Raw genomic sequence first — 24528 nt, forward strand, 5'->3', positions numbered from 1 at the left:
CGACAGGTGAACGAACGAGTCACCCGCTTGGAGTTCGACCTCAAGAACTCGAACCGCTCCCGTGACGCGGCCGCGGCGCAGGTGGGAGAGCTCACCAAGCTCCTGAACTCGATGCGCGCGGACCTCGACAAGACCAAGATCCAGCTCCAGAACCTCGCCAACGCTCCAGTCAGCGCGTCGAACGTCACCGAGCGTGTCCGGGTGATGATGAGCCTCGCCGAGGAAGAGATCGCGGACATCCGCAAGGACGCCCTCGACAAGGCCGCCGCGACGCGGGGTGAGGCCGAGAAGTGGGCGGCCGGCCAGCGCGAGGCCCACCAGCGCCTGCTCGCCGAGACCGAGGCGCGCCGCAAGCAGCTGGAGATGAACTACCAGCAGCGCCACGCCGAGCTCGACCAGCAGACCGCAGGTCGCAGGTCGGAGCTGGAGGCGGAGCACGCGTCGTTGCAGGCGAAGCTCGCCGCCGAGCACGAGGCGCTGGTCGCCGAGGTGCGCGCGAACGGTGAGCACCTCGCCGCCGAGTTCGAGAAGAAGTCGGCGGACCTGGACGCCCACCGCGTCGAGCTGGACGCCAAGTACAAGGCGTACCACGACGAACTGGACAAGGAGTACGACGGCCTCAAGGCGACGCTGACCGCCGAGCACCAGAAGGTGATGGCGGACGCGCGCGCCGAGGCCGAGCGGATCACCGCCGACGCCGAGGCCAAGCGGACCGCGGCGCTGCAGAAGCTCGACAGCGAGCTCCAGGCGAGGCAGGAGGAGGCCGCGAAGGTCCTCTCCGACCTCGAAGCCGAGACGATCGCTCGCGCCGAGCAGACCACCACCGAGGCGTCCGCGAAGGCCGTCGCCCTGGTCACCGCCGCGGAGGAGAAGGCGGCGACGACCCTGCGCGAGTCCGAGGACAAGGCCGAGACCACCGTGCGCGAGGCCAACGAGAAGGCCGTCACGCTCGTCCGCGACGCCGAGACCCGGACGTCGGCGCTGGTGCGCGAAGCCGAGGAGAAGAAGGCCAAGGCCGTCGCCGAGGCGGACCAGCGCGCGGCCGCCGCGGCAGAGAAGGAGTCGTCGCTGCGTTCGGCGCACGACAACCTCGCGACGCAGTTCCACGCCGCGCAGGCAGCGGTGGAGGCGGCGATGTCGGTGCTCAAGCCGCTGGAGGACGGCAACGGCGACGACGAACCCGTCGCGCCCGCCGCGCCTTCCGGTGAGCAGAAGACCGAGCAGCTGCCGAAGCCTCGGCAGAAGGACTGAGTTCTACCCGGGGAACGGCGGCAGGCTGCTCGTGGCCCAGCTCGTGTGGCAGCTGCCGTTCGCCGCGACATCACTCGCGAACCCGATGAGCTCGTCACCGTCGAGCGACGCGACCCCGCTGGGGTGGTAGTTCGCGCACTTGTCGTCCCGCGCGCCGGCGACCGCAACGGGCGCGGGCGCCTCGTACCAGCCGTCCCTGCCGCCGTTCTCGGACACGAAGACCGTCCTGCCGTTGCCGGGGTCGACCTTGCCGTCGGCGGACATCAACATCTGTCCCATGAGGATCACACGGCCCCATGGCGTGCCGTTGGGCGCGAGGGTGATCGACGGCGTGTGCGCGAAGTACTTGCCGTCCTTCGTCGTCGGCCTCATGCCCTGCCACGCCGGGTCACCCCAGTTGATCCCGTCGCGTGAGCTGCGGTGGTACGCCTCGCAGAAGTACTGGTCAGGCTGCGAGCAGATCTCGTACATCATGTAGAAATCGCCGGTCGGCAGCCGCTTGACCTGCGGCATCCCCGGCCGGAGCCGGCCGTCCGACACGGCGACGACCTTCTCCTTGCCCGACCAGAGCACGCCGTCCGCCGACACCGACCGCCCGATGTACCGGCTGTGCCTCTCGTGGGTCTCGTCAGCGAAGTAGCAGTTCAGCCGCCCCCGAGCGTCAACGGACAGGTCCGGCTCCCAGAGCCCGCCGCCAGGCATCTCCCGCGCGCACTCGGACAGGTGCTGCCAGGTCTCGCCGGCGTCGTCGCTGCGCCAGATCCGCGCTTTCAGCCCCTCGTGCCGCAGCCCCACCGACCCCGCCCACAGCACGGTCCCGGCAGGCATGTCGCCGACCTGGCGCGGCAGCTCGTAGAGATGACCGCAGCACGACGCGTGGGCGCTCACCTCGTCGGTGAAGGTGCCGATCTGCCGGAACTTCTTGCCGGCCCTGGTGGCACGCATGACGTTCACGACGTGGAACCCGTGCAGCGCAACGAGGATCGACCCGCGGTACGTCCCGTGCTCCAGCCTGATGGCGTGCGGGTAGCGGGACTCCACGCCGGTGAGCAGGACCGGGGCGGCGAGGACCGGGCTGGGGCTGGTGAGGACGGCGAGGGTGGCGGCCAGCGCGGTGATGAGCATGCGACGCACGGGTGGGACCGTACCGAGACGTTTGGGTGGATACGGTGCTGGCGCGCGCACACGTTCGAGTGACGTGGGTGGCGGGACGGCGATAGGTGTGGTCAGGCCACCCACGCACCCCTCGGCCCGTCCAGCCGCGCGGTCCACACCGCCCACCCGACCGCGCAGACCGCGGCTAGGTCTTCTCCAGGTACTCGGCGCGCTCCTCCGTCAGCAACGTCGCCACCATCCCCGCGAGGCCGGGGTGCTGCTCCAGGTCAGGGTCCGCGTCCACGACCTGCTGAGCGGCCGTGCGGGCGTCCGCGATGATGTCCTCGTCGCGCAGCAGGGACAGCATCTTCAGGCCCGAGCGGCGGCCCGACTGCGCTGCGCCCAGGATGTCGCCCTCGCGGCGCAGCTCGAGGTCCAGCTGGGCGAGTTCGAAGCCGTCCAGAGTGGACTCGACGGCGCGGAGGCGTTCCATCGTCGCGGTCATCTCCGGCATCTCGGTGACCAGCAGGCACAGGCCCGGCGCGCTGCCCCGGCCCACCCGGCCGCGGAGCTGGTGGAGCTGCGAGACGCCGAAGCGGTCCGCGTCCATGATGGCCATGACCGTGGCGTTCGGGACGTTGACGCCCACCTCGATGACGGTGGTGGCCACCAGGACATGGACCTCGTTGGCCGCGAAGGCGCGCATCACCGCGTCCTTCTCGTCCGGGGGCATGCGGCCGTGCAGGATCTCGATCCGCAGGCCGCGCAACGGGCCCTGCGCGAGCATGGTCGCCACGTCGATCACGGACAGGGCCGGGCGCTTGTCCTCGTCGTCGGACTTCGCCGGCTCCTCGTCGCCGATGCGCGGGCAGACGAAGTACGCCTGGTGACCCTTCGCCACCTCCTCGCGCACTCGGGCGAAGGCGCGGTCGAGCCAGGTGGGCTTCTCGCGGACGGGCACCACCGAGGTCTTGATCGGCGAGCGGCCTCCCGGCAGCTCGCGCAGGGCCGAGACCTCCAGGTCTCCGTAGACCGTCATGGCCACCGTGCGCGGGATCGGCGTCGCGGTCATGACCAGCACGTGCGGGTTCTCGCGTTCGCCGCGCGCCGAGAGAGCGGCTCGTTGCTCGACGCCGAAGCGGTGTTGCTCGTCGACCACGACGAGGCCCAGGGAGTGGAACTCCACCTTCTCCTGGATGATCGCGTGCGTGCCGACGACGATGCCCGCCTCACCGGTCACGATGTCGAGCAACGCCTGACGGCGCTGGGCCGTGTTCATCGACCCCGTCAGCAGCGTCACGCGGGTCGCGTCCTCGGCGCCGCCCAGCTGGCCCGCCTGGGCGAGGTCGCCGAGCATCTCGGTCAACGAGCGGGCGTGTTGTGCCGCAAGGACTTCCGTGGGGGCGAGCATCGCGGACTGACGGCCCGCGTCGACGGCCTGGAGCATCGCCCGCAACGCGACCATCGTGTTGTGGGTGACGATGAAGTGATCGGTGACGTAGAGCTGGTCAGGGTGTGCGACAGAGATGCACTGCACGGGCTTGCGTCCGACGAACTCGACCGCACGGATCGCCCGCACGGGCTTCTCGTACTTGGTGCGCTCCTTTACGAGCTCCGCTTTCCGAGTGAGGCGGAACGGCGGAAACTCGTTGGGCAGACGAAGGCTGACCAGGTGGTACGTGTTTCCCATCTTCTCGACAGGACGGACTCTGCCCGTGCCACCCAGTGACTCCGCCAGCCAGGACACCTGATCAGCGAGCCGTGGTGACGCCGACAAGAAGGTCACGTTCGAACCCTGGTCGTGATCGAGCGTGCCATCGGTGTCCAGCAGCCCCTGCAACAGCGCATGCCGAACCTTCACCGGGGCGACCATGTAGTTCTCCGGTAGGAACTTGTCCCTGGCACGGTGACCGTAGACCCCGAGAGCCCGCAATGCGTCGAGAACCGGGTTCGTGCCCTTGCGACATCCGTTCACAAACCAGTCGTACTCGTTCGCCCACTCAGGCTTGACGAGGTGTGCCCCCTTGGGGAGAGCCGCCATCAGTTCTACGAGCAACTCCGGATCAGCGCTGGTGAACATGACTCTGCCGTTGAGCAGAGAGCCGTCTCCGATCAGGAGCCCCAGCGCGTACGGGTCCAGAGGCCGGTCAGTCACACAGTCCAACTCCGGTGCTTCCAGCACGGGCAGGTACCACTTCGACGACTTGTTGCCTGTTGTCAGGTCGTCGCGAATCTCCCGCAACGTCAGCACTTTGAGCGGATTTCCCCGGTCCCGGCGCACAGTCGTGTTCACGGCCCACAAATGCTCGAGATCGGACTCCACGCTGCGTCCATCAGAGAGCACTACTCGGTAGACATCTCGCTCGCCTTGAGGAAAAACGCCGGTCACGACGGTGATCTCGCCGTTGGGCGCTATCACCTCGTCCCCAACCCGAACCTCGCCCATCTTGATGAAACCGGTCGGCGTGAGAACGAGCGAGTCGAGCGGTTGTGCCTTACCGCTACCCACCTCGCCCTGCAACAACCGGTTCATCGGCACGGTCGACTCGAGGTCCGAAGCGACCTGCTCGCCCACCTCCACCTGGCCCGCCGTCAGCGTGAACGGCAGCCGCGCGTCGAACGCGTCGAGGATCCCGCCGGAACGGCGCGCGCAGGCAGGCGCCGGACGAGCGGTGGAAGCCTTGCGGCGCTGTGCCAGGGCCAGCTGCACGGCCAGCGCCTCGTCCCACTTCAACCGCAGCTGCGCCACGGAGATCTGCGCCCAGCTCTCCGGCCGGTGGATCGCCCGCAGCGCGTCCTCCAGGCCGATCAGGCCCTGCTCCTCGCGGAAGTCGGCGGGCAGCGGGTCCTCCGGCACGCCGTCCCAGATCTCCAGGAGCTGCTTCACGCAGTTCGCGATGTTCCACGTGTTGATGTGCTGCGACGCCGGGTAGACGGGCAGGAACGCCTGCAGGAACGACGACCCGTCCTGCTCCGCGGTGAGGACCTCGAACGCCGGGTGCACCAGCTGCAGGTTCTGCCGGTAGCGGCCCACCTTGCCGGCGAACAGCGCGCGCGTGCCCGGCAGGAGCTCCTGCTCGGCGACGAACGCCGGCTTGCCGAAGAACACCAGGTGCAGCTCGGAGGTGCCGTCGGTGATCACGGCCTCGGTCATCTGGCCGCGGCGCGCCTTCATCTGGCGCTTCTGGCACTTGCGGACCTCGGCCTGCACCGTGACGTGCTCGTCGATTTCCAGCGACCTGATGTCGGTCAGCTTCCCGCGCTCGTCGTACCGGCGCGGGTAGTGGCGCAGCAGGTCGCCGACCGTCGTGAGGCCGAGGCCGGTCTCCAGTGCGTCGGCGGACTTCTTGCCGAGCAACGGCTGCAGCTTGTCGTCGAAGGAGATCATCGCGCCCTATTGAACTACTCGACACCGACAAAAATCACCGCGTCCGGCTGTCCACCCGGATACGCGGTCACCTCGACCTCCGGATGGGTGACCCGCACGTGGTCCTCCAGCACGCCGGCCAGGCCTTCCGGGGCGTCCGCGCCCAGGATCACGGTCACCAGCTCGCCGCCGCCCGAAAGCATGCGGTCGACCAGCCGGCAGGACAGGTCCATCAACGACTCCGGCGTCGCGGGGCCCGGTTCGATCAGCACGACCTCGCCGTCGAGCATGCCCAGCAGGTCGCCCGGCTGGCAGCGGCCGACCCACGTGAGCGCCTCGTCGGCGGCGATCGCGAGTTCGCCGCGACGGGTGGCGGCGGCGGCCTCGGCCATGGCGACAACGTCGTCACCAGCGCGCCTAGAAGAGTCGTGCACTGCCAACGCCGCGAGAGCCTGCACGGGCGAGAACGTCGGCACCACCACTACGTCCTGCCCTGCGGCCTGTGCGTATGCCACGGCCTCGTCCAAGGCCTCGCGGAGGTCCGGATCGCCCGGCAGCACCGCGACGTGACGCGCGCGCGTCGACACGATGGCCGACAACAGGTCCGTGGGCGTCGCCGAAGAAGAAGCCAGGTCGAACACCGTGGCACCCTCCGCGCGGAACAGGTCCACGGCACCGCTCACCACCACCACAATGGCCCGGTCACGCACGAACCGTGAAGCCTGCGCGGCGATCTGATCAGCGAACCGCGCCACCGTGATGCGGTGCGGACGCCCCGCGCGCACACCCGCCTCGACGGCAGCACCGATGTCGTTGCAGTGCACGTGCACGGTCCACAGCGAGACGCCGTCGCCCACCACCGACACGCAGTCGCCCAGGCCGTTCAACGTGGCGCGCAGCTCGGCGACCGACTCCTCCGAGGTGCCGTCGAGCAGGTACATGACCTCGTACTCGAACTCCGACGACCCGCTCTCGCGCTCGGTCGTCAGCGACTCCGGCGTGCGCGGCAGCAAGGGCGCGTCCACCGGTGTTTCCACGCTCTGGCCGGTGATCACCGCAGCCAATGTGTCCAACAACACAACGAGCCCTCGCCCGCCCGCGTCGACCACCCCGGCCTTGGCCAGCACCGCGAGCTGGCGGGGCGTGTCGGCCAGCGCCACGGCACCCGCGCGCGACGCCGCCATCACCACGTCGTCCAGTTCGTCCGACTCGCAGTCACGAGCGGCCTCGGACGCCGCGTGCAGCACCGACAGGACGGTGCCGGCGACCGGCTTGGACACGGCGGCGGTGGCCAGCTCGTCGGCCCGGTGCAGTCCGTTGCGCAGCGCGGTACCGGTGACCAGCGACACCTCCTGCACGGTCTCCGCCAGGCCCCTGAGCACCTGGGACAGGATCACGCCGGAGTTCCCGCGCGCCCCTGCCAGCGCGCCGCGGGCGAGCGCCGACAGCGCGTCCCCCACCGTCGACATGGGCGAGCGCAGCAGCGCGTCGAGCGCCGACTGCATCGTGTGCAGCAGGTTCGTGCCCGTGTCACCATCCGGGACGGGGAAGACGTTGATCTGGTCGATCGACTCCCGATTGGCGTCCAACGACCGCACGCAGGCGTCTGCCCACCGGCGCACCGCGACCGCATCCATGACCTGCATGGCGGCGAGAGTATCCACCCGGTTTGGTCGCAGGTGATGCCACCGGCTACCCTCGTTGAGTTGCCGTGCCCGGTTGAGGCTTGTGCACGCTTGCGCGCCCACCGGGACGCGAGACTTACCGCTTGAGGAACCTGAAGGAGTGGCTGACGTGGCTGCCGTGTGCGACGTCTGTGGCAAGGGGCCGGGCTTCGGCCATTCGGTTTCGCACTCCCAGCGGAAGACGAACCGCCGCTGGAACCCGAACATCCAGTCTGTGCGCGCGAAGGTCTCGGCCTCGCAGCGCCAGCGGATCAACGTGTGCACGTCTTGCCTGAAGGCCGGCAAGGTCGTGCGCGGCTGATCACCGCCACAGATCGTTTTCAGTTCGAAGAGAGCTCGGCCACGGCCGGGCTCTCTTCGCGTTTCAGGGCACGACGCACGAACACCAGGCAGGCGACGCCGCTGAGCAACGCCCCGGTGCCGCCGAGCGCGAACACCGCCCGAGGCCCCATCACCAGCAGCAACCCGCCCGCGGCAGCCGTCCCGAGCAGGTTCGCGCCGGTCACCATCGACCCGACCGCGGCGAACGCCCGCCCGCGCATCTCCTCAGGAGTGCGCACCCGCACGATGGCGTTCATGCACACGTTGTCGACGCCGTTGGACACGCCGCCGATCAACCAGCCGATGCCCGCCGCCACGACGACGGGGAACGTCGCCGGGATCAGCACGGCGATCCCGGTGGTGATCCCGGAGATCGCAAGGGCCTGAGCCACCTGCGAAACGCTCCTCAACCGCGCGGCCAGCCGGTTCCCGAAGAGGATGCCGACCATCCAGCACGCCTGCATCGCGCCCAGCATGAACTCGTCGCCGTGCAGCACGTACCGCACGAACGCGGGGTCGGCGACGTTGATCACCACGACCGCGCCGACGAAGAACGCCAGACCGATGATCGCGGCGAACAGCACGGGATCACGCCGCACGTGCCGAATGCCCGCCAACGCGCTGGGACGCGCCGCGTGCTCGCCTGAAGGCCTGCGTTCCGCACGCACGAACGCCAGCAACACGGCGTAAACGAGGAACGTGGCGCCGTCGACGAGCAACGCGACGGGATGCCCGAAGAACCCGGCGAGCAACGCACCGAGGGTCACGCCGGCGAGGCTGCCGAGGCTGCGGGCGGTGCCGACCCACGCGTACCCGCGCGTCGCTTCTTCTTCGCCCGCGATGTGCGGCACCAGAGCTGAGGTCGCGGGCACCGTCACCGCACGACCGCACCCGGAGACCAGCACGAGTGCGACGACGAGCAGGGGCTGGCTCATGACGGGCGCGATGGCCGCGATCGCCACACCCTGCACGAGCAGGGCGGTGATCAGCAGCCTGCGGTTCGGCAGCTTGTCGACCAGCATTCCGGCGATCGGTGCGCCGAGCACGAACGGCAGCAGCTCGGCGACCAGGATCGCGGCCACCAGCAACGGGCTGATGGGCGTCGACCAGAACAGCAGGACGAGAACCGACAGGGAGCTGCCGAACTCGGACACGGCCGAGCCGGCAGCCAGGATCTTCAGATCTCGATTCCCCCGCATGTCCCGCGACGCTAGTGCCGAGGGACGTGCGGGGAAGAACCAATTACGGGAGCTTCCAGTCGATCGGGTCGGCGCCCTGCTTCTCGAGCAGTTCGTTGGCACGGCTGAAAGGCTTCGAACCGAAGAACCCGGCGTGCGCGGAAAGCGGCGACGGGTGCGCGGACTCGATGGCGGGCAACGGTTCGAGCAACGGACGCAGGTTGCGCGCGTTGCGGCCCCACAGGATGGAGACCAGGGGTGCGTCACGAGCGGCGAGCGCCTTGATCGCCTGCTCCGTCACCTTCTCCCAGCCCTTGCCCTGGTGGGAGTTCGCCTTGCCGGGCTGCACGGTCAGCGCCCTGTTGAGCAGCAGGACACCGCGCTCGGACCACGGGGTCAGGTCGCCGTTGGACGGGATCGGGTGCCCCAGGTCCTCGGCGTACTCCTTGTAGATGTTGATGAGCGACTTGGGAATGGGCCGCACGTCGGGGGCCACCGAGAACGACAGGCCGACCGCGTGGCCGGGCGTCGGGTACGGGTCCTGGCCGACGATCAGCACCTTCACCTGGTGGAACGGCTGCTGGAAAGCACGCAGCACGTTCTCGCCCGCGGGTAGGTAGGTGCGACCGGCGGCGACCTCCTCGCGCAGGAACTCACCCATGGCGGCGATCTGGTCAGCAACGGGGGCGAGAGCTTCAGCCCAACCGGCTTCGACAACTTCGTTGAGGGGACGAGCCACGGCTGTGAACCCTATCTCACTCAATCGAGCCGACGGAGCTTCTCCCGGTACAAAGCGATGTTCTGCACGTACTTCTCGACGATGAACGCCCAGGCCTGTTCCGGCACAACGTGTCCGGCACGTTCGCGGGCGGGAACCCCCAGCACCATCGTGCGTTCGCGGACGTGGCCGTCGAACGACACCACCGCGCCGGCGCCGACGATCGCGCCCTTCTCCACGATGGAACCGTTGAGCACCACCGAACCCGAGGCGATCAGGCATTCGTCGGCGACGGTCGCGCCCTCGATGTGCACGTTGTGGCCGATGACGCACGACGATCCGATGTGCACCGGGTGGACCTCGGTGCAGTGGATGACCGTGCCGTCCTGGATCGACGTGCGCTCGTCCACGACGATGCGCCCGTAGTCGCCGCGCAGCACGGCCTGTGGCCACACCGACGAGAACGCGCCGATGCGGACGTCGCCGATCACCGTCGCGTCCGGGTGCACGTACGCCTCCGGGTGGATCTGCGGCGTGTAGTCCCCCAGCGCATAGATGGCCATGCGCCCGAACCTACAACGGCTTCCCGAAGCAGCGACTCTCCGGGTGGTCGCGGTACACGCCGAAGTTGTCGATCCGCTCGTATCCGCTGGACGTGTACAGGGCGATCGCCTCGGGCTGGCGCAACCCGGTCTCCAGCACCATCCGTTGCAGGCCCGCTTCGCGCGCGGTGAATTCCAGATGAGCGAGCACGAGTCGTGAGAGGCCTTTGCCGCGTGCGGAGTCGATGACGTACATCCGCTTGATCTCGGCGGCGCCGTCCAGTTCGTCGTTCACGCGCCAGCCGCCACAGGCGACGGGCAGGTCGTCCAGGTAGCCGATGACGAAGTAGCCGAGCGGCGCGGCGAACTGCGCCGGATCGACCGGCGTGACGTCCACGTCGCCGTAGCGCTCGACGTAGACCTGCTGGAGGTCGGCGATCATCTTGACCGAGTCTGGATGGTCATACGCCCGCGTGCATAGTTCCACGGAATTGAATTCTACGCGCGCCAGTGCTCCCAGCCAGGAGGTTTTTCGTAGTTCCTGCCGTCGACCGTGACACCTGCTCCCGCGCGGACCGTGCCGATGGTCGTCCAGTTCGGCGGAACCGCCTTGGGGCCGGGGAACGTCGCCGCGAGGGCGTGGTCCTCGCCTCCGGTCAGCGCCCAGTGCCGCGCGTCCCCGCCGAGAGCCGAGGCGACGTCGAGCAGCCGCGGGTGCAACGGCAGCAGCTCGGTGCGGATGTCGATCGCGACACCGGACGCGTCCGCGATGTGGCTCAGGTCCTGCAGCAGTCCGTCCGAGACGTCGATCATCGACGTGGCGCCGGCCTCGGCGGCCCTGGGTCCCTCCTCGTACGGCGGCTCCGGGGTGCGCTGGGCGTTCACGATGCCGACCGGGGAACGGAATCCGCGCCCGAGCACGGCGAGTCCCGCGGCGGCCCAGCCGAGCCTTCCGGTGACCGCCACGACGTCCCCGACGAGTGCTCCGGACCTCGTGATCGGCTCGAGCCCGTTCATGTCGCCCATGGCGGTGATCGAGATCACGAGTGTGGCGGAGCTGACCATGTCGCCTCCGACGATGCCCGCACCGGCCTTCGCCGCCTCGTCCCACAGCCCCGCCATGATCCCCTCGATCACCGACGCGGGGGTGTTCGCGGGGCAGGCGAAACCGACGAGCAGCGCGGACGGCAGCGCTCCCATCGCGACGACGTCGGCGAGGTTCACCGCGGCCGCTTTTCGGCCCACCTGCTCGGGACTGGACCAGTCGAGTCTGAAGTGGACACCCTCGACGAGCAGGTCCATCGAGGCCACGACCCGTCCGTCCGGGACGGCGACGACGGCCGCGTCGTCACCCGGACCGAGGATGGTCGTCTCCGGCTGCGCCCGACCGGTCGTCACCCTGTGGATGAGGTTGAACTCACCCACATCGGCGACCGTCTCCGCGTCGCGCGGCGGCTCCGGACGCAAAGTTGCCTCCCAATCTGAGCATTCGGAACCCCAACTGGGGTACGTTGCGTGACACGTTCCTACCTCGACCCAACCTGTCGCGACGAAGGGGCACGCCGTGGTGCATGCATACATCCTCATCCAGACCGAGGTCGGCAAGGCCGCCGCAGTCGCCTCCGAGATCTCCGGGATCACCGGGGTAGCCACCGCAGAAGACGTCACCGGTCCTTACGACGTCATCGTGCGCGCCGAAGCGGAGACCGTCGACCAGCTCGGCCAGCTCGTGGTCGCGCGCATCCAGAACGTCGAAGGCATCACCCGGACGTTGACCTGCCCGGTGGTGCATCTCTAGCCCGTGTTGTCATAACCGGGTGACTCAGCAGGAATCCACGTCGGCGCTGTCCCGGCCGCTGCTCGCGGCGGTCGGGCTCGCTGTGCTGCTCGCCATCGGTGTCGCCGGGCTCGGTCTAGTGCTGGGCACGGGAAACCAGTCGGAGGACGTACCCGGTCGCACGGGTCCGCTCGCACTGGTCTCGATCGACGCTCCTTCGGCCGGCAGTCCGGAATGCGCTTCCCTGGTCGAGAAGCTGCCGGTGGGCCTGCCGTCCGGGAAGGACATGCTGTCCCGCCGCGAGATCGCCACGCCCGCTCCCCCCGCCACGGTGGCTTGGGGTGACGCCAAACACGATCCGGTGGTTCTGCGCTGCGGCCTGCCGAGGCCGACCGAACTGTCCGCGACCTCGCAGCTGCGGGTGATCTCCGACGTGCAGTGGCTCGAGCTGCCCGGCTCGGACAGCTCGACCTGGGTGATCGTGGACCGCGGCGTGTACGTGGCGCTGACGGTGCCCGCCGACGCGGGCACCGGACCGTTGCAGGACATCTCCACCACCGTGCGCGACCTCCTGCCCAAGCAGCCGGTCAAGACCACGGCCTAACGGAGGCCTGAACCGCGTGCGATCGCCGTCTCGATCAGCGTGGTCAGCAGCGTCGTGAAGTCGATGCCCGTCGCGTCCCACGCCTTGGGGTACATGGAGATCGGCGTGAAGCCGGGCATGGTGTTGAGCTCGTTGACGATCAGCTCGTTCTGCTCGGTGAGGAAGAAGTCCACCCTGGACAGACCCTGGCAGTCGAGCGCCTTGAACGCGGTGACGGCCAGCTCGCGCAGCTGCGCGGTGATGTCGTCGTCGAGCTTCGCCGGGATGTCGGCCTCGTAGGAGTCGTTGACGTACTTGGCCTCGAAGTCGTACCAGTCGGCACCGTCACCGACCGGGCGCAGCTCGGCGGGCAGCGAGGCCTCGACGCGGCCGTCCGGGAACTCGAGCACCGCGAGCTCGATCTCGCGGGGGTTCACCACGGCCGCCTCGATGATGACCTTGGGGTCGTGCTGCCGCGCCTCGAAGATCGCGGCGTCCAGGTCGGCCCAGTCGCTCACCTTGGAGATGCCGACGGACGACCCCGCGCGGGACGGCTTCACGAACACCGGCAGGCCGAGGTACTCGCGTTCGTCCAGCGTCAGCGTCGTGGCGGCGCGGTCGAGGGCGACGAACTCGCCGACGTTGATGCCCTCGGCCTGGAGGATCTTCTTGGCGAAGACCTTGTCCATGACGGCGGCGCTCGCGAACACACCGGGCCCCACGTAGGGAAGGCCGCCGAGTTCGAGCAGGCCCTGGATCGTGCCGTCCTCACCCCATGCACCGTGCAGCAACGGGAAGACGACGTCGACGTCCTTCAGCGCGTGGCCGGGCTCGATCGCGACGACGGTCTGGTTGCGCAGCGTCGGGAGGTTGCCGGCGCCCGGCTCCAGCGCGCTCGGGTCCGTGCCGAGTGCCCACTGCCCCTGCGGCGTGATGCCGATCGGCACCACCTCGAACCGGTCCGCGTCCAGGTGCGGCAGGACGCTCTTGGCGGACTGGCAGGAGACCTCGTGCTCGGAGCTGCGGCCACCGAAGACCACGGCCACCCTTGTCTTGCGCTGCGTCATGCGGGCGACCCTACCCGTTTGGGCGATTGTGCCTACCCGCCAGTTAGCCTCGGCCGCGTGCTGGAGATCAAAGCGCTCGACCTGGCCGACGACGCCGGACTCCGCGCCTACGCGGACGTGCGGATCGCGGCACATCCGGGGTCGAGCAGGGAACGGATCATCGCGTCGCTGCGGGAGACGAACCCGGACTTCGGCGAGGTGATCCGCCTGATCGCCCGCCGTGACGGTGAAGGCGTCGGCATCACCTCCGTCGGTCTGCTCGGAGGTGTGAACGCACGGCTGGCGATCGGCCCGATCACGGTGCACCCGGATCACCGCAGGCAGGGCATCGGCACCGCGTTGCTGGAGCGGTTGCTGCCGGAGTTGCGCGACCGCGGGCGGGACACCTTCGAGAGCTGGGGTGTGATCAAGGGCAGCGCGGGCGAGCACTGGGCGGTGGCGCGCGGGTTCCACGTGGCCGCGTCCAGAGTGATCCAGCTGCTGACGGTCGCCGGCGCAGATCCGGCCACCTGGGAACTGGACGCGCCGCGTGGGTACCGGCTGGAGCGGTGGATCGGTTCGACGCCGGAGCACCTGCTGCCGTCGGTGGCCGCGACCCGGCAGTCGATTCACGACGCACCGGCCACGGAATCCGCGGTGAGGGCACCGGAGTGGACGCCGGAGGTGGTGCGGGCCGAGGAGGCCGAGGCTCGCGCCGACGGTGTCGAGCAACGCGTCGTCGTCGCGGTCGAGGAAGCCACCGGTCTCGTGGTCGCCCTGACCGACGTTCCGCTGCACCCCGGCGACTCGACGAACACGCGCTGGGGAAGCACGATGGTCGCCCCCACCCACCGCGGCCACGGCCTCGGCCGCGCCGTCAAGGCTCACATGCTGCGGTGGCTGTTCGCGGAACGGCCCGCGCTCGAACGCATCGACACCGGGACCGACGCGTCGAACTCCCACATGATCAGGGTGAACGAGCAGCTCGGCTTCGTCACCGACCGCGAAGTGGTCGTGGTCAGCCGGACCTTCTGAGCAACTCCGTCAGCACCGGCAACGCGCTCACCAACTGCTCCCGCGAGCAAGCGCTGTACCCGATGACGAGCCCCTGCAGCTTGGGCCGGTTCACGTAGTGCCGGGCCAGCCCGTCCACCCGCAGCCCGCGCTCGAGCGCCTGCCTCATCAACGAACGCTCCTGCTCGGCGCTGGGCAGCAGCACCACGACGTGCGCGCCTGCGTCGTCGCCGAGCACCTCGATGCCGGCGTCGGCGAACGTGTCGATGATGAGTGCGCGCCGTTCGGAGAGTTCTCGCCGGAGTTTGCGCAGGTGCCGGCCGAGGTCGCCCATCCGTGCCAGTTCCACGACCACCCGCTGGCCCGCTGCCGCCGGGCTGGTGCCGGTCAGGTCGCGGTGTTCGAGGACGGTCGTGGCGATGTGTTCGGGGGCGACCATCCAGCCCGCGCCCAGGGTCGGGGTGAGGATCTTGCTCGTGGTGCCGAGGTGGACCACGACGTCGGGGGCCAGTGCGGCCAGGGACGGCAGCGGCGCCACGTCGTACCTGAGTTCGCCGTCGTAGTCGTCCTCGATGACGAGCCAGCCGTCGCGTCTTGCCCGTTCCACCAGCGCGACCCTCCGTGCCGCCGACATGCGCCCGCCCAGCGGGTACTGGTGGGCGGGCGAGCAGTAGACGGCCTTCACGCCTGCCGGCACTGCGTCCGGGAGAAGGCCCTCGGCGTCGACTGCGGCTTGGACGACCTTCAGGCCGTTGGCTCGGAAGACGCCCACCGCCCGTTGGTAGCCGGGTTCCTCGACGGCCACGGCGTCGCCGCGCTTCAGCACCGCGACGGCGATCTCGGTGAGCACGGCGGTGGTGCCGCCGGTCGCGAGCACGGGGTCGGCGTTGACGGCCAGGCCGCGGTGGCGCAGCAGGTGTTCGGCGATGGCCTCGCGGTATTCGGGCAGGCCTGCGCGTTCGGGACGGGACAACGGGGGCGCGTCCGCCGCGGCACGCCAGGCGCGGCGCCAGGCCGCGCGGTCGAGGCCACCGGCCCAGGGTGCGCCGGTGCCGAGGTCCACGAAGTCGGTGATGACGGGCGCGACGGGCTTGCGCGAACGTTTGCGCAGCGGGCCGGGCGGCGTCGTGGTGACGTAGGTGCCGGAACCGTGCCGGCCGGCGATCCAGCCCTCCGCGTGCAGCTGTTCGTAGGCGGCGGCGGTGACCGTGCGCGACACTCCGAGCGAGTCGGCCAACGCGCGCGTGGACGGCAACCGGTCGCCCGCGCGCAGACGGCCCTCCGACGCGGCGGAACGCAGTGCGTCGGCGAGCTGGACGGCGAGTGGTTCGGCGGACTCGCGGTCCAGGGCCACGGGGAGCGCGGTTTCTGCCAAAGTGGCCTTCTCAAATCGACGGAAAATGGCGCTTCAATAATGCCACTTCCGCCAGCACAGTGGAACCATGACCACTGACGTGCAGCTCTCCCCCACCCCGCGCAGCACCGTCGTCCGCGGCAAGAACCGAGCCGTCGAAGATCGTCAGGTGCTCTACGACATCCTCGACGCGGGTCTCGTGTGCCACCTCGCCGTGGAGGTCGACGGGGCGCCGTTCCTCATCCCCACCGCGTACGGACGGGACGGCAACCGCATCTTCCTGCACGGCTCGACGGGCTCACGGTCCATCAGGAGCATGCTGGAGGGCAAGCAGGTTTGCGTCTCGGTCACGCTCGTGGACGGCGTCGTCTACTCGCGGTCGGTGTTCCACCACTCGATGAACTACCGGTCCGCGATCGTCCACGGCACCGCGAAGATCGCCGAGGACGCCGCGCACGCCCTGCGCACGATCGTCGAGCACGTCACGCCGGGCAGCTGGGACTACGCGCGCGAACCGTCCAAGAAGGAGCTCGCGCAGACGGCCGCGCTGGAGATCGACCTGACCGAGGCGAGCGTCAAGGTGCGCGAGGGCGGGCCGGGCGAGGAGCCGTCGGACCTCGAAGCGAACCTCGTGTGGGCCGGGCACATGCCGCTCATCACGACGTGGGGCGCGCCCGTGCCGCACGAGACGGACAAGGCCATCCCGCCGCACGTCAGCGAACGGGCCCGTTGACCGGGTCGTAGCGGTACGAGGTCATGGCACGTGTGCCGTGGCGGTAGACGTGGATCGACACGGCCGGATCCACACCGTCGTTGCGCACCTGGTGCACGTAGCCGGGCCCCCACACGCGCGACTGACCGGCGTGAAGCGAGTGCACGACCTGGATCTTGGTGGTCACGACCTCGGTCAGCATGCCGCTGACGACGGTGAACGCACCCGAAGTGTGGTCGTGGTCGTGCAGTGACGCGGTCTGTCCGGGGAGCCAGCTCATCAGCCAGATCTCCTGGTCGTCGGTCTTGTCGACCAACGCCGAGAAGCGCTCCTCCGGGTCGTACCGGAGCAGGTGCTTCCAGCGGTCGCGGTCGGCAGACCACGACAGAGCCACCCGAACGGGGTGCAAGAGAGCGGAGTTCTCAGACAGCACGACGCTGTTCTCAGGAACGGCGAACATCGGAGAAAGGGTCCTTACCAGGCGAATGCGCGAAAAGAGGACGCGGGACTATCGCCAGGTACAACAGCAACATGCGTGCAAGGACATGGAGCAGAGGGTCCCGGAACCGGGACCCTCCGTCAATCCAGTCCCAAAGCGTGGGACACGTCCGCGACCAGGTCGCGGGTGTCCTCACAGCCGGCCGAGAAGCGCACCAGGCCTTCCGGCACCGGGTCGCCGAACTGCGCACGCCTGTCCGCCGTCGAGTGCAGGCCGCCGAACGACGTCGCCGCCGACACCAGCTTCGAGCGCTCCAGGAACCGGTTCACCGCCTCGACCGACTCGAGCTCGAACGTCAGCACGCCGTTGAAGCGCCGCATCTGCTGCGCCGCCACGAGGAACGCGGGGTCGTCCGACGCTCCCGGCCACCGCAGGTTCGCCACCCGGCCCTTCAGCAACGCGTGGATCGCCGCCGCGTTCTCCGCCTGCCGCGCGAGCCGCAGGTCCAGGGTTCCGAGGCCGCGCAACGCGAGCCACGTCTCGAACGGCCCGGGGATCGCGCCGTTCAACGTCCGCGCGTCGCGGATCCGGGCCGCCAGCTCGGCGTTCGCCAGCGTGACGTGTCCGAAGAGGACGTCGCTGTGGCCCGCGACCGCCTTGGTGTCCGAGGCGACCACGACGTCCGCACCCAGTTCCAGCGGCCGCTGCCCGAGTGGCGTCGCGGTCGTGTTGTCCACGGCCAGCAACGCACCCGCGGCGTGCGCCCGGTCCGCCAGCGCCGCGATGTCGCAGACGTCCAGACCGGGGTTCGACGGCGTCTCCAGCAACACCAGCCGCACGCCCTCGAACGACGGGTACGGCCCCGCCGTGGGCACCTCGACCACGTTCACGTCCATTTCGGACACGAACTTCCTGGTCAGGAAGTAGCCGTCCGACGGGACGACCAGGGTGTCCCCCGTCGACAGGACCGTCCGCAGCAACGTCGAGACCGCCGCCATCCCGGACGGGAAGACGACGCACTCGCCACCTTCGAGCGAGCCCAGCGCCGTTTCGAGCGCACGCCACGTCGGGTTGCTCGCGCGGCCGTAGTAGTCCTGGCCGCCCAGGTGGTACGCCGACGCGAACACCGGCTGCGCGCCGAACGGTTCGCCCGGCTCACCTGAGACCGCGTGCACGACTCGCGTGCCGTCACCGAGTTCGGGGGTCACTGGCGCTCGTGCTTCCTGTCGCGGCCCAGCAGGGCGGCGCCGAGGTCGCGCACGCTCAGCCCGTCGTGGCAGACCTGGTGGACGCCTTCGGTGATCGGCATGTCGACGCCGTGCGCGTTGGCGAGCTCGCGGATCGACGAGCAGGACTTCACGCCCTCGGCGACCTGCCCGTGCGCGGCTTCCTGCGCCTGCGCGAGGGTGTCGCCGCGCCCGAGCCGTTCGCCGAAGGACCGGTTGCGCGACAACGGCGACGCGCACGTCGCCACCAGGTCGCCCAGTCCGGCGAGGCCCGCGAACGTCAGCGGGTCGGCGCCCAGCGCCGCGCCCAGCCGTGCCGTCTCGGCCAGGCCGCGGGTGATGATCGACGCCATCGTGTTGTCGCCGTAGCCCATGCCCGCCGCCATGCCGCACGCCAGGGCGATGACGTTCTTGCACGCCCCGCCCAGCTCGCAGCCGACGACGTCGGTGTTGGTGTACGGGCGGAAGTACGAGTTCGAGCACGCGTGCTGCAGGTCGACCGCCCGGTCGTGGTCCGTGCACGCGATGACGGTCGCGGTCGGCTGCTCGACGGCGATCTCCTTGGCCAGGTTGGGCCCGGACACCACGGCCACCTGCGACTCGTCGACGCCGGCGACCTCGCGGATCACCTCGCTCATCCGCTTGAGCGTGCCGAGCTCGACGCCCTTGGACAGCGACACCAGCGTCGCGTCCGGCGGCAGCAGTTCCTTCCACGCCGACAGGTTCACCCGCAACGTCTGCGACGGCACGGCCAGCACCACCGCGTCCGCCCCGTCCAGCGCCTTCGCCGGGTCGGAGGTGGCCGTGAGGTTGGCCGGCAGCGAGATGCCGGGCAGGTAGCCGGAGTTCACGCGCGTCTCGGTGACCTCGGAGGCGACCTCCTGACGCCGCGCCCACAGCACGACCTCGGGACCGGAGTCCGCGATGACCTTCGCGAAGGCCGTGCCCCACGAACCGGAGCCGAGCACCGCAACACGTTCGATCGCCATGGTGTTCAGGCCTTCCTGGGTCCGTAGAAACCTTCGGGCGCCTGCTCCTGGCGCACCTCGGCCAGGTGCTCCTTGACGGCGCCCATCAGCAGGTCCGTGACCTCGCGCAGCAACGGGAGCGTCTCCTCCCTGCCGCGGTACGCGGAGAGGTCGATCGGCTCACCGACGAAGTGCGTGATCGTCTTGCGCGGCAGCGGCCGGAACTTCTTCTGGTAGTGGTTGTAGAGGTCGAGCGTGCCCCAGCGGGCGACGGGGATGACCGGGCCGTCGTGCTGCAGCGCCAGCCGGGCCACGCCGGTGCGCGAGTTCGCGGGCCAGCCGTCGGGGTCCTTGGTGATCGTGCCCTCGGGGTAGATCACCACGACCTGACCGGTCTCCAGCGCGTTGTGCGCCTCGCGCAGGCTCTGCTGGGCGTCCGTGGTCCCCCGGTAGACGGGGATCTGCTTCGCGCCCTTGAGGATGCTGCCCATGATCGGCACGTTCCACAGGCTGTGCTTCGCGAGGAAGTGCGGCACCCGGTAGTTCTTGTGCACGAACATGGCGTCGTAGCACGGGTCGAGGTGCGAGATGTGGTTCATGACGAGCAGCGCCGCCCCTTGGCGCGGGATCCGGTCTCCGTGCAGCATCCGGTGCCTGCCCAGCACGAACGACATGGGGTAGACGATCGCCGCGGCGACCCCGACCCAGAAGCCGCCCTTCTCCCTTTTGGCCACGAGGCCTCTCCTAACCTGCGTAGATCTGCGCCCGACAGCACACTAGCCCGCGAATCGTGGACTATGGCGAGGTGCGGGATGAAGTTGACCTCGTGGTTCCGGTGAAGACGCTGGACCGGGCCAAGACCAGGCTGACCAGCGCGACCGGCGGAGATCCGGTGTCACACGCGGCGCTGGCGCTCGCGCTCGCCCTCGACACGGTGAGCGCGGCCGTGGCCACCCCCGGAGTCCGCCGAGTGGTCACCATCACATCGGATCCGGCGGTCGCGGCGGAAATGGCCGCACTCGGCGTCGAGTCGCTGCCGGAACCGCCGCAACCCGGCCTCAACGAGGCGTTGCTCCACGGCGCGCGCACGCTCCGGTCGTCCCGCATCGGCGCGCTCCAGGCGGACCTGCCGGCGCTCAAGCCCGACGAGTTGCAGGCCGCGCTCGAAGCCTCGGCCGGTCGCCGCGCGTTCGTCCCCGACCGGCAGGGCACCGGCACGACGCTGCTCCTCGCCGCGCCCGGCGGCGAGCTCGACCCGCGGTTCGGCGTCGGATCGGCCGGGCTGCACCGGCTTTCCGGTGCGGTCGCGCTGATCGGGGCGTGGCCGTCGCTGCGCTGTGACGTGGACACCGAAGAAGACCTGCGGCTCGCGCTCGCGCTGGGGCTCGGCACGCGCACCGCGAACGCCTTGCCCGCCTGGACAACCTGAACACGCGCCACACGTCTTCCGGGTCACTGGGGTGATCACGATTTGGGAGACTGATGCGAGCGCTCATCGCGCTGGCGGGTGTCACGGCCCTCGCGGGCTGTGTGGCCGCCTATCCGATCGACCGGCCGTCCGACTACACGGCGGAGAGCAAGCTCAGCACCTGCCGGGTGGACCTTCCCCAGAACTGGAAGGACCTGCTGTCCCTCGACAGGACGGAGGCGGGCCCGCACGAGAAGGTCATCGTCGTCGCGGCGAACGAGGACGCCGGCACCACACTGGTGAAGACCACGCGCAACAGGACGACCGAGCTCGTGCTGCACGACCACGGCAAGCGCCAGCAGGTGATGGCGGTGCAGGACGACGGACAGCTCTTCGGCGTCGAGTTCGACGGCCGCTGGGTGACGTTCTCCACGACACCGCACCCGGAGAACCACGCGACCACGACCTACGCGTGGGACTCGCGCAACGACGGCGCGCCCGTCCGCATAGGCAGCAACGGCGCTGTGGTGCACAACGGCAAAGCCGCCTGGTCCGACAGTTCAGGCGTGCACCTCTACGACCTGGCCAAGAAGAAGGACAGGGTCGTCGGCCCCGGCACACTGCCGGCTTTCCTCGGTGACGCGGTCATCTGGCTGCAGGACGGGAAGTTCCGCGCCGAGGGCGCGCTGCCCGAACAGCTGAAGAACGCCGAACCCGGTGGCAGCGTGGTGTCCGACGGCCGCACGGTGGTGTGGACGCGGGGCGAGAAGCTGATCGGCTGGCGCGAGGGCTGGACCGAACCGCGGGAACTGGCCGGGGTCAGGTCCGCGCCGAGCACGGAGGGCATCCTGTTCCCGCGGGTCAGCGGCGACTTCGTGTCGTGGCAGTCGGAGTCGTCGTACGTCACGGACATCCGCAGCGGCGCGACCGTGCACACCACCGAAGGCGGCTACTGGCTGGAAGTCCACGGCGGAGCGCTCACCCAGCAGGGGTGGCGCGTCGCGGCCACCGCTCCGCTGGCCAAGCTGTCACCGCTCTCCCGCTGCTGACCGGGATTCACCCTGTTGAATCCGTGACGAACAACACGAAAGTGTTGGTTTGAGCAACTCGGCAGGGAACCCCGGCACCTTTACATCCGTATCCCCCTGTGCCCGACGACGCTTCCCCCGGTGTCGTCCTCCCCGACGCATTGCCCTGAGGTGTTTCCTGCATGAGTTCACTGACGCACGCCGACTACCTGGCGTTGCGCCGCTTTCCCGCTCTGGACGGCCTGCGCGCGATCGCCGCGGTTCTGGTCGTCTTCTTCCACTACGGCGGACCGGACCGGCTCCAGGGCTGGGCCGGGGTCCAGATGTTCTTCGTCCTGAGCGGATTCCTGATCACCACGCTGATGCTGCGCGAGGAGCAGCGGACCGGCCGGATCTCGCTTCGTGAGTTCTACCTGCGGCGAGGTTTCCGAATCCTCCCCGTCTACTTCGTGATCCTGCTCGTGACGGTCGTGGCGTCCGCGCTGGCGGGCACGTTCCTGAGCAACGGCATCGGCCCCGCGCTGCCGTACTTCTTCTCGTTCACCAACGAGTTCGCCGGCGCCAGCCCGTACGGGCAGTCCTGGTCGCTGGGCATCGAGCAGAAGTTCTACCTGGTCTGGCCGCTGGTGGCGATCGCGCTGGGCACCGTCGTGCTGCGCCGCCGCGCCGGTGCCGCCGCCCTCGGCATGCTGCTCGCGCTCGTGGTCGTGAACTTCACCGCGTCGCACAGCAACCCCGGCTGGCCGTTGCACTACTTCTCGATCCTGACGGGCGTGCTGCTCGCGGTCGCCCTGCACAGCCCGCGTGGGTTCGCCCTGCTGCGGCCCCTCACGAACCGCGTCGCGCAGGTCGTCGTCGCGGCCGGGTTCGTCGCGGTGCACCTGAGCGTGAAGCCCATCGCCGGTTTCCTCGACGGGATCAACGGGATTCCCGGTCACGTGCTGGTCATCCCGGTGTACGCGCTCGCGACGGCCGTGCTGCTGACCGCGATGATCGCGCCCGGACCGGCCACGACGTTCCTGTCCGTGAAGCCGATGCAGTTCGTCGGCGAGCGCTCGTACTCGCTCTACCTGGTGCAGACGATCGCCGCGACGATCATCGCGTTCTTCTGGCCCGCTCTGTCCGGCCTCGGGCAGGCCGTCGTGGTCACGGCACTGGGTCTGGCGCTGGCGAGTGTCCTCTACGCGACCGTGGAGATCCCGATGATCGGCCTCGGCCGGCGCGTGATCACCCGCCAGCGCGCGAAGGCCGCTGTCAGGTCCGGCGTGGCTCAGCAGGGTGCGCCGCAGGCTCCCGCACCGCAGTCGGCCGAGTCGTCGCGGCTGGCGACCATCGGGCAGGCCCAGCCGTAGAACGGGTTCGGGGCGAGCGGCACGGGTTCCCTGTCGCTCTCCCTCGCCAGTTCCCTGGCGTGGTGCGCGGTCAGCGTCACGGGAGTGCCGCTCGCCTGCGCCTCGTGAGCGCCCTTCTCCAGCTGCAGGATTTCAACGCCGCGCGAGATGTCCGCCACGAACACGGTGCCGCGGTGCCAGTACGGCGCCCAGGACGTCGCGGTGTCCGGCCGCCAGTACCCGATCTGGATCGGCTTGGCCGGGTTGGAGATGTCCAGGAACCGGGTGCCCTGGTTGTACCAGGAGTAGGCGACGACCCTCTTCTGCACGTCGAAGTAGTGCGCGGAGCACGTGACGTTGCCGGGGATCGTGCCCTCCTGGTCGTCCGGGCTCCAGATGCCGACGGTCCTCATCTCCTTGGGCGCCTCGCCCCAGCCCTCCCCGTTGTGCGTGCCCTGCAGCGAGGAGATGACGAAACGGCCCTCGGTCTTGCAGGTGGGCGAGCCGAACGCCTCCTCGGTGTGCAGCAGCAGCGAGCCCGGCGGGTTCTCCCGCGTGGGCAACGGGCCGTCGAGCAGCGTGCGGCCGATCGGCCGGAACGAGTTGTGCGTGAACGAGGTCGGCATGTCCGCCTTCGGCACGGCGCCGCCCGCGTACGGGACGGGATCCCACGCCTTGGCCTCGCGGTACTTGCCGGTCAACGGGTCGCGGTGCCAGCCCTGCGTGTAGTACCCGCGGGTGCCGTCGTCGCCCGCCACCCACGCGATGCCCTGGGCGTCGACCTGCACGTCGTGCGTGATCTTCCCCTCGCCGGCCTTGCCGCGGACGTCGACGGAGACCGGAAGTTCCTTCGGGGTCTTCGGATCGCGGATGTCCGTGACGAAGATCCGCCCGGTCTTGGCGTCCGACCTGTCCAGTCCGGCCGTCCAGAGGAACGAGCAGTCGTTGATGCAGGTGCTGGTGTGACCGGTGTTCTGCCGGTGGAAGCTGAGGACCTTCAGGTCGGCCGGGTCCACTGCGGACACGATGTAGTTGCCGGTCGGGCGGTCGCCGGGCAGCGCACGGCCGAACGAGTTGACCTCGCGCGCCAGGAACGCGAGCTTGCGCTTGGGGTCGACGTTGATGTCCTCGTTCTCCCAGAAGCGCTTCGCCGGGTCGTCGCCCGGCAGCGCCATCTCCTCCTTGGTGAGGTGGTCGAGGAGCTTCGGCTGGTCGAGGTCGGTGACGTCGAACGTCTTGAGCCCGGTCTCCATGCTGACGAACGCCACGTCGCGTTTGCCGTACTGGGCGAACGCGATCGAGATGGCCCGTTCGGTACCGGGAAGTGAGGCCTTCAGGCGGACGTTCTTGGCCGCCGCCTGCAGTCGTGGTTTGTCCACCTCGGGGGTCCGGGGTTCGGCGGAAGCCGCCGAAGCCAGGCCTGCCGTGGTGAAGGCCAACAGGGTCGCCGCGGTGATCGTGGCAATAACCTTCATGAATCGACCC

At 69.4% G+C, this 24528-nt stretch carries 23 protein-coding genes and 2 pseudogenes; 9 read left to right on the forward strand and 16 right to left on the reverse strand.

Annotated elements, in window-relative coordinates:
* The first annotated feature begins 6 nt into the window (after positions 1–6).
* Positions 7–1251 carry a coiled-coil domain-containing protein gene (locus DFR72_RS06510; RefSeq protein WP_090066447.1) on the forward strand — a complete coding sequence of 415 codons (1245 nt, stop codon included), beginning with the start codon at positions 7–9 and terminating at the stop codon, positions 1249–1251.
* 3 nt (positions 1252–1254) lie between these two features.
* Here DFR72_RS06510 and DFR72_RS06515 read toward each other — a convergent pair whose 3' ends face one another.
* The 4 genes and pseudogenes from DFR72_RS06515 to DFR72_RS06525 form a co-directional block, all read right to left on the reverse strand.
* Positions 1255–2385, reverse strand: coding sequence for an exo-alpha-sialidase (locus DFR72_RS06515; RefSeq protein WP_143086736.1), 1131 nt, complete (start codon positions 2383–2385; stop codon positions 1255–1257).
* 166 nt (positions 2386–2551) lie between these two features.
* A pseudogene (locus DFR72_RS46240) lies at positions 2552–4216 on the reverse strand (helicase-related protein); the annotation flags it as partial.
* 1020 nt (positions 4217–5236) lie between these two features.
* Positions 5237–5734 (reverse strand): annotated as a pseudogene (locus DFR72_RS46735) (OB-fold nucleic acid binding domain-containing protein); the annotation flags it as partial.
* A gap of 14 nt (positions 5735–5748) precedes the next feature.
* Entirely contained in the window at positions 5749–7359 is a 1611-nt protein-coding gene (locus tag DFR72_RS06525; protein ID WP_090066450.1) for a DAK2 domain-containing protein, read from the reverse strand.
* A 148-nt stretch (positions 7360–7507) separates the two neighbouring features.
* Here DFR72_RS06525 and rpmB point away from each other — a divergent pair, with 148 nt between their 5' ends.
* Positions 7508–7699: a 50S ribosomal protein L28 gene (rpmB, locus tag DFR72_RS06530; RefSeq protein ID WP_030467945.1), complete on the forward strand. Its 192-nt coding sequence runs from the start codon at positions 7508–7510 to the stop codon at positions 7697–7699.
* A 19-nt stretch (positions 7700–7718) separates the two neighbouring features.
* On the opposite strand, the gene DFR72_RS06535 is transcribed toward rpmB, so the two are convergent.
* The 5 genes from DFR72_RS06535 to DFR72_RS06555 are packed head-to-tail and all read right to left on the reverse strand — an operon-like array spanning position 7719 to position 11624.
* On the reverse strand, positions 7719–8918 hold the full coding sequence (locus tag DFR72_RS06535; protein WP_090066451.1) for an MFS transporter: 1200 nt from the start codon (positions 8916–8918) through the stop codon (positions 7719–7721).
* A 43-nt stretch (positions 8919–8961) separates the two neighbouring features.
* Entirely contained in the window at positions 8962–9636 is a 675-nt protein-coding gene (locus DFR72_RS06540) for a uracil-DNA glycosylase (RefSeq protein WP_090066452.1), read from the reverse strand.
* Positions 9637–9656: 20 nt separating this feature from the next.
* On the reverse strand, positions 9657–10178 hold the full coding sequence (locus DFR72_RS06545) for a gamma carbonic anhydrase family protein (RefSeq protein ID WP_030479727.1): 522 nt from the start codon (positions 10176–10178) through the stop codon (positions 9657–9659).
* 10 nt (positions 10179–10188) lie between these two features.
* Entirely contained in the window at positions 10189–10599 is a 411-nt protein-coding gene (locus tag DFR72_RS06550) for a GNAT family N-acetyltransferase (protein WP_177224562.1), read from the reverse strand.
* A 56-nt stretch (positions 10600–10655) separates the two neighbouring features.
* The gene (locus DFR72_RS06555) at positions 10656–11624 is read right to left on the reverse strand and encodes a thiamine-phosphate kinase (protein ID WP_090066454.1); all 969 of its coding nucleotides are present in this window, start codon (positions 11622–11624) and stop codon (positions 10656–10658) included.
* Between the two features lie 97 nt (positions 11625–11721).
* Here DFR72_RS06555 and DFR72_RS06560 point away from each other — a divergent pair, with 97 nt between their 5' ends.
* Entirely contained in the window at positions 11722–11955 is a 234-nt protein-coding gene (locus DFR72_RS06560) for an Lrp/AsnC ligand binding domain-containing protein (RefSeq protein WP_090008449.1), read from the forward strand.
* Positions 11956–11974: 19 nt separating this feature from the next.
* Positions 11975–12538 (forward strand): DUF3515 domain-containing protein, encoded by a 564-nt coding sequence (locus DFR72_RS06565; RefSeq protein ID WP_245982591.1) that lies wholly within the window; start codon positions 11975–11977, stop codon positions 12536–12538.
* Here DFR72_RS06565 and DFR72_RS06570 read toward each other — a convergent pair.
* Positions 12535–13584: a D-alanine--D-alanine ligase family protein gene (locus tag DFR72_RS06570; RefSeq protein ID WP_090066455.1), complete on the reverse strand. Its 1050-nt coding sequence runs from the start codon at positions 13582–13584 to the stop codon at positions 12535–12537. The two genes, DFR72_RS06565 and DFR72_RS06570, sit on opposite strands and share 4 nt — an antisense overlap.
* A gap of 57 nt (positions 13585–13641) precedes the next feature.
* Here DFR72_RS06570 and DFR72_RS06580 point away from each other — a divergent pair, with 57 nt between their 5' ends.
* A complete protein-coding gene (locus tag DFR72_RS06580) occupies positions 13642–14598 on the forward strand; it encodes a GNAT family N-acetyltransferase (protein WP_170176154.1) in 957 nt (318 codons plus the stop codon).
* Here the strand turns inward: DFR72_RS06580 and pdxR are convergent.
* Positions 14582–15952 (reverse strand): MocR-like pyridoxine biosynthesis transcription factor PdxR, encoded by a 1371-nt coding sequence (gene pdxR / locus DFR72_RS06585; protein ID WP_090066458.1) that lies wholly within the window; start codon positions 15950–15952, stop codon positions 14582–14584. The two genes, DFR72_RS06580 and pdxR, sit on opposite strands and share 17 nt — an antisense overlap.
* Before the next feature lie 67 nt (positions 15953–16019).
* Here pdxR and DFR72_RS06590 point away from each other — a divergent pair, with 67 nt between their 5' ends.
* On the forward strand, positions 16020–16664 hold the full coding sequence (locus tag DFR72_RS06590; protein ID WP_090066459.1) for a pyridoxamine 5'-phosphate oxidase family protein: 645 nt from the start codon (positions 16020–16022) through the stop codon (positions 16662–16664).
* Here DFR72_RS06590 and DFR72_RS06595 read toward each other — a convergent pair.
* The 4 genes from DFR72_RS06595 to DFR72_RS06610 form a co-directional block, all read right to left on the reverse strand.
* Positions 16645–17103 (reverse strand): cysteine dioxygenase, encoded by a 459-nt coding sequence (locus tag DFR72_RS06595; protein ID WP_090066460.1) that lies wholly within the window; start codon positions 17101–17103, stop codon positions 16645–16647. The genes DFR72_RS06590 and DFR72_RS06595 overlap by 20 nt on opposite strands.
* A gap of 119 nt (positions 17104–17222) precedes the next feature.
* A complete protein-coding gene (locus DFR72_RS06600; RefSeq protein ID WP_090066461.1) occupies positions 17223–18290 on the reverse strand; it encodes a cystathionine gamma-lyase in 1068 nt (355 codons plus the stop codon).
* Entirely contained in the window at positions 18287–19297 is a 1011-nt protein-coding gene (locus DFR72_RS06605) for an NAD(P)H-dependent glycerol-3-phosphate dehydrogenase (RefSeq protein ID WP_090066462.1), read from the reverse strand. The genes DFR72_RS06600 and DFR72_RS06605 overlap by 4 nt, the downstream gene beginning before the upstream one ends.
* A 5-nt stretch (positions 19298–19302) precedes the next feature.
* Positions 19303–20010: a lysophospholipid acyltransferase family protein gene (locus tag DFR72_RS06610; protein ID WP_090066463.1), complete on the reverse strand. Its 708-nt coding sequence runs from the start codon at positions 20008–20010 to the stop codon at positions 19303–19305.
* A 71-nt stretch (positions 20011–20081) separates the two neighbouring features.
* Here DFR72_RS06610 and cofC point away from each other — a divergent pair, with 71 nt between their 5' ends.
* The 3 genes from cofC (at position 20082) to DFR72_RS06625 (ending at position 23064) form a co-directional block, all read left to right on the forward strand.
* Positions 20082–20705 carry a 2-phospho-L-lactate guanylyltransferase gene (gene cofC, locus DFR72_RS06615; protein ID WP_090066762.1) on the forward strand — a complete coding sequence of 208 codons (624 nt, stop codon included), beginning with the start codon at positions 20082–20084 and terminating at the stop codon, positions 20703–20705.
* A 53-nt stretch (positions 20706–20758) separates the two neighbouring features.
* Positions 20759–21733, forward strand: a complete 975-nt coding sequence (locus DFR72_RS06620) for a hypothetical protein (RefSeq protein WP_090066464.1) — start codon at positions 20759–20761, stop codon at positions 21731–21733.
* Positions 21734–21894: 161 nt separating this feature from the next.
* Positions 21895–23064: an acyltransferase family protein gene (locus DFR72_RS06625; RefSeq protein ID WP_090066465.1), complete on the forward strand. Its 1170-nt coding sequence runs from the start codon at positions 21895–21897 to the stop codon at positions 23062–23064.
* Here the strand turns inward: DFR72_RS06625 and DFR72_RS06630 are convergent.
* Positions 22983–24518 (reverse strand): LVIVD repeat-containing protein, encoded by a 1536-nt coding sequence (locus DFR72_RS06630; RefSeq protein ID WP_090066466.1) that lies wholly within the window; start codon positions 24516–24518, stop codon positions 22983–22985. The genes DFR72_RS06625 and DFR72_RS06630 overlap by 82 nt on opposite strands.
* Positions 24519–24528: the final 10 nt, after the last annotated feature.

It is taken from the genome of Lentzea flaviverrucosa, assembly GCF_003350445.1.
Lineage (GTDB): Bacteria > Actinomycetota > Actinomycetes > Mycobacteriales > Pseudonocardiaceae > Lentzea > Lentzea californiensis.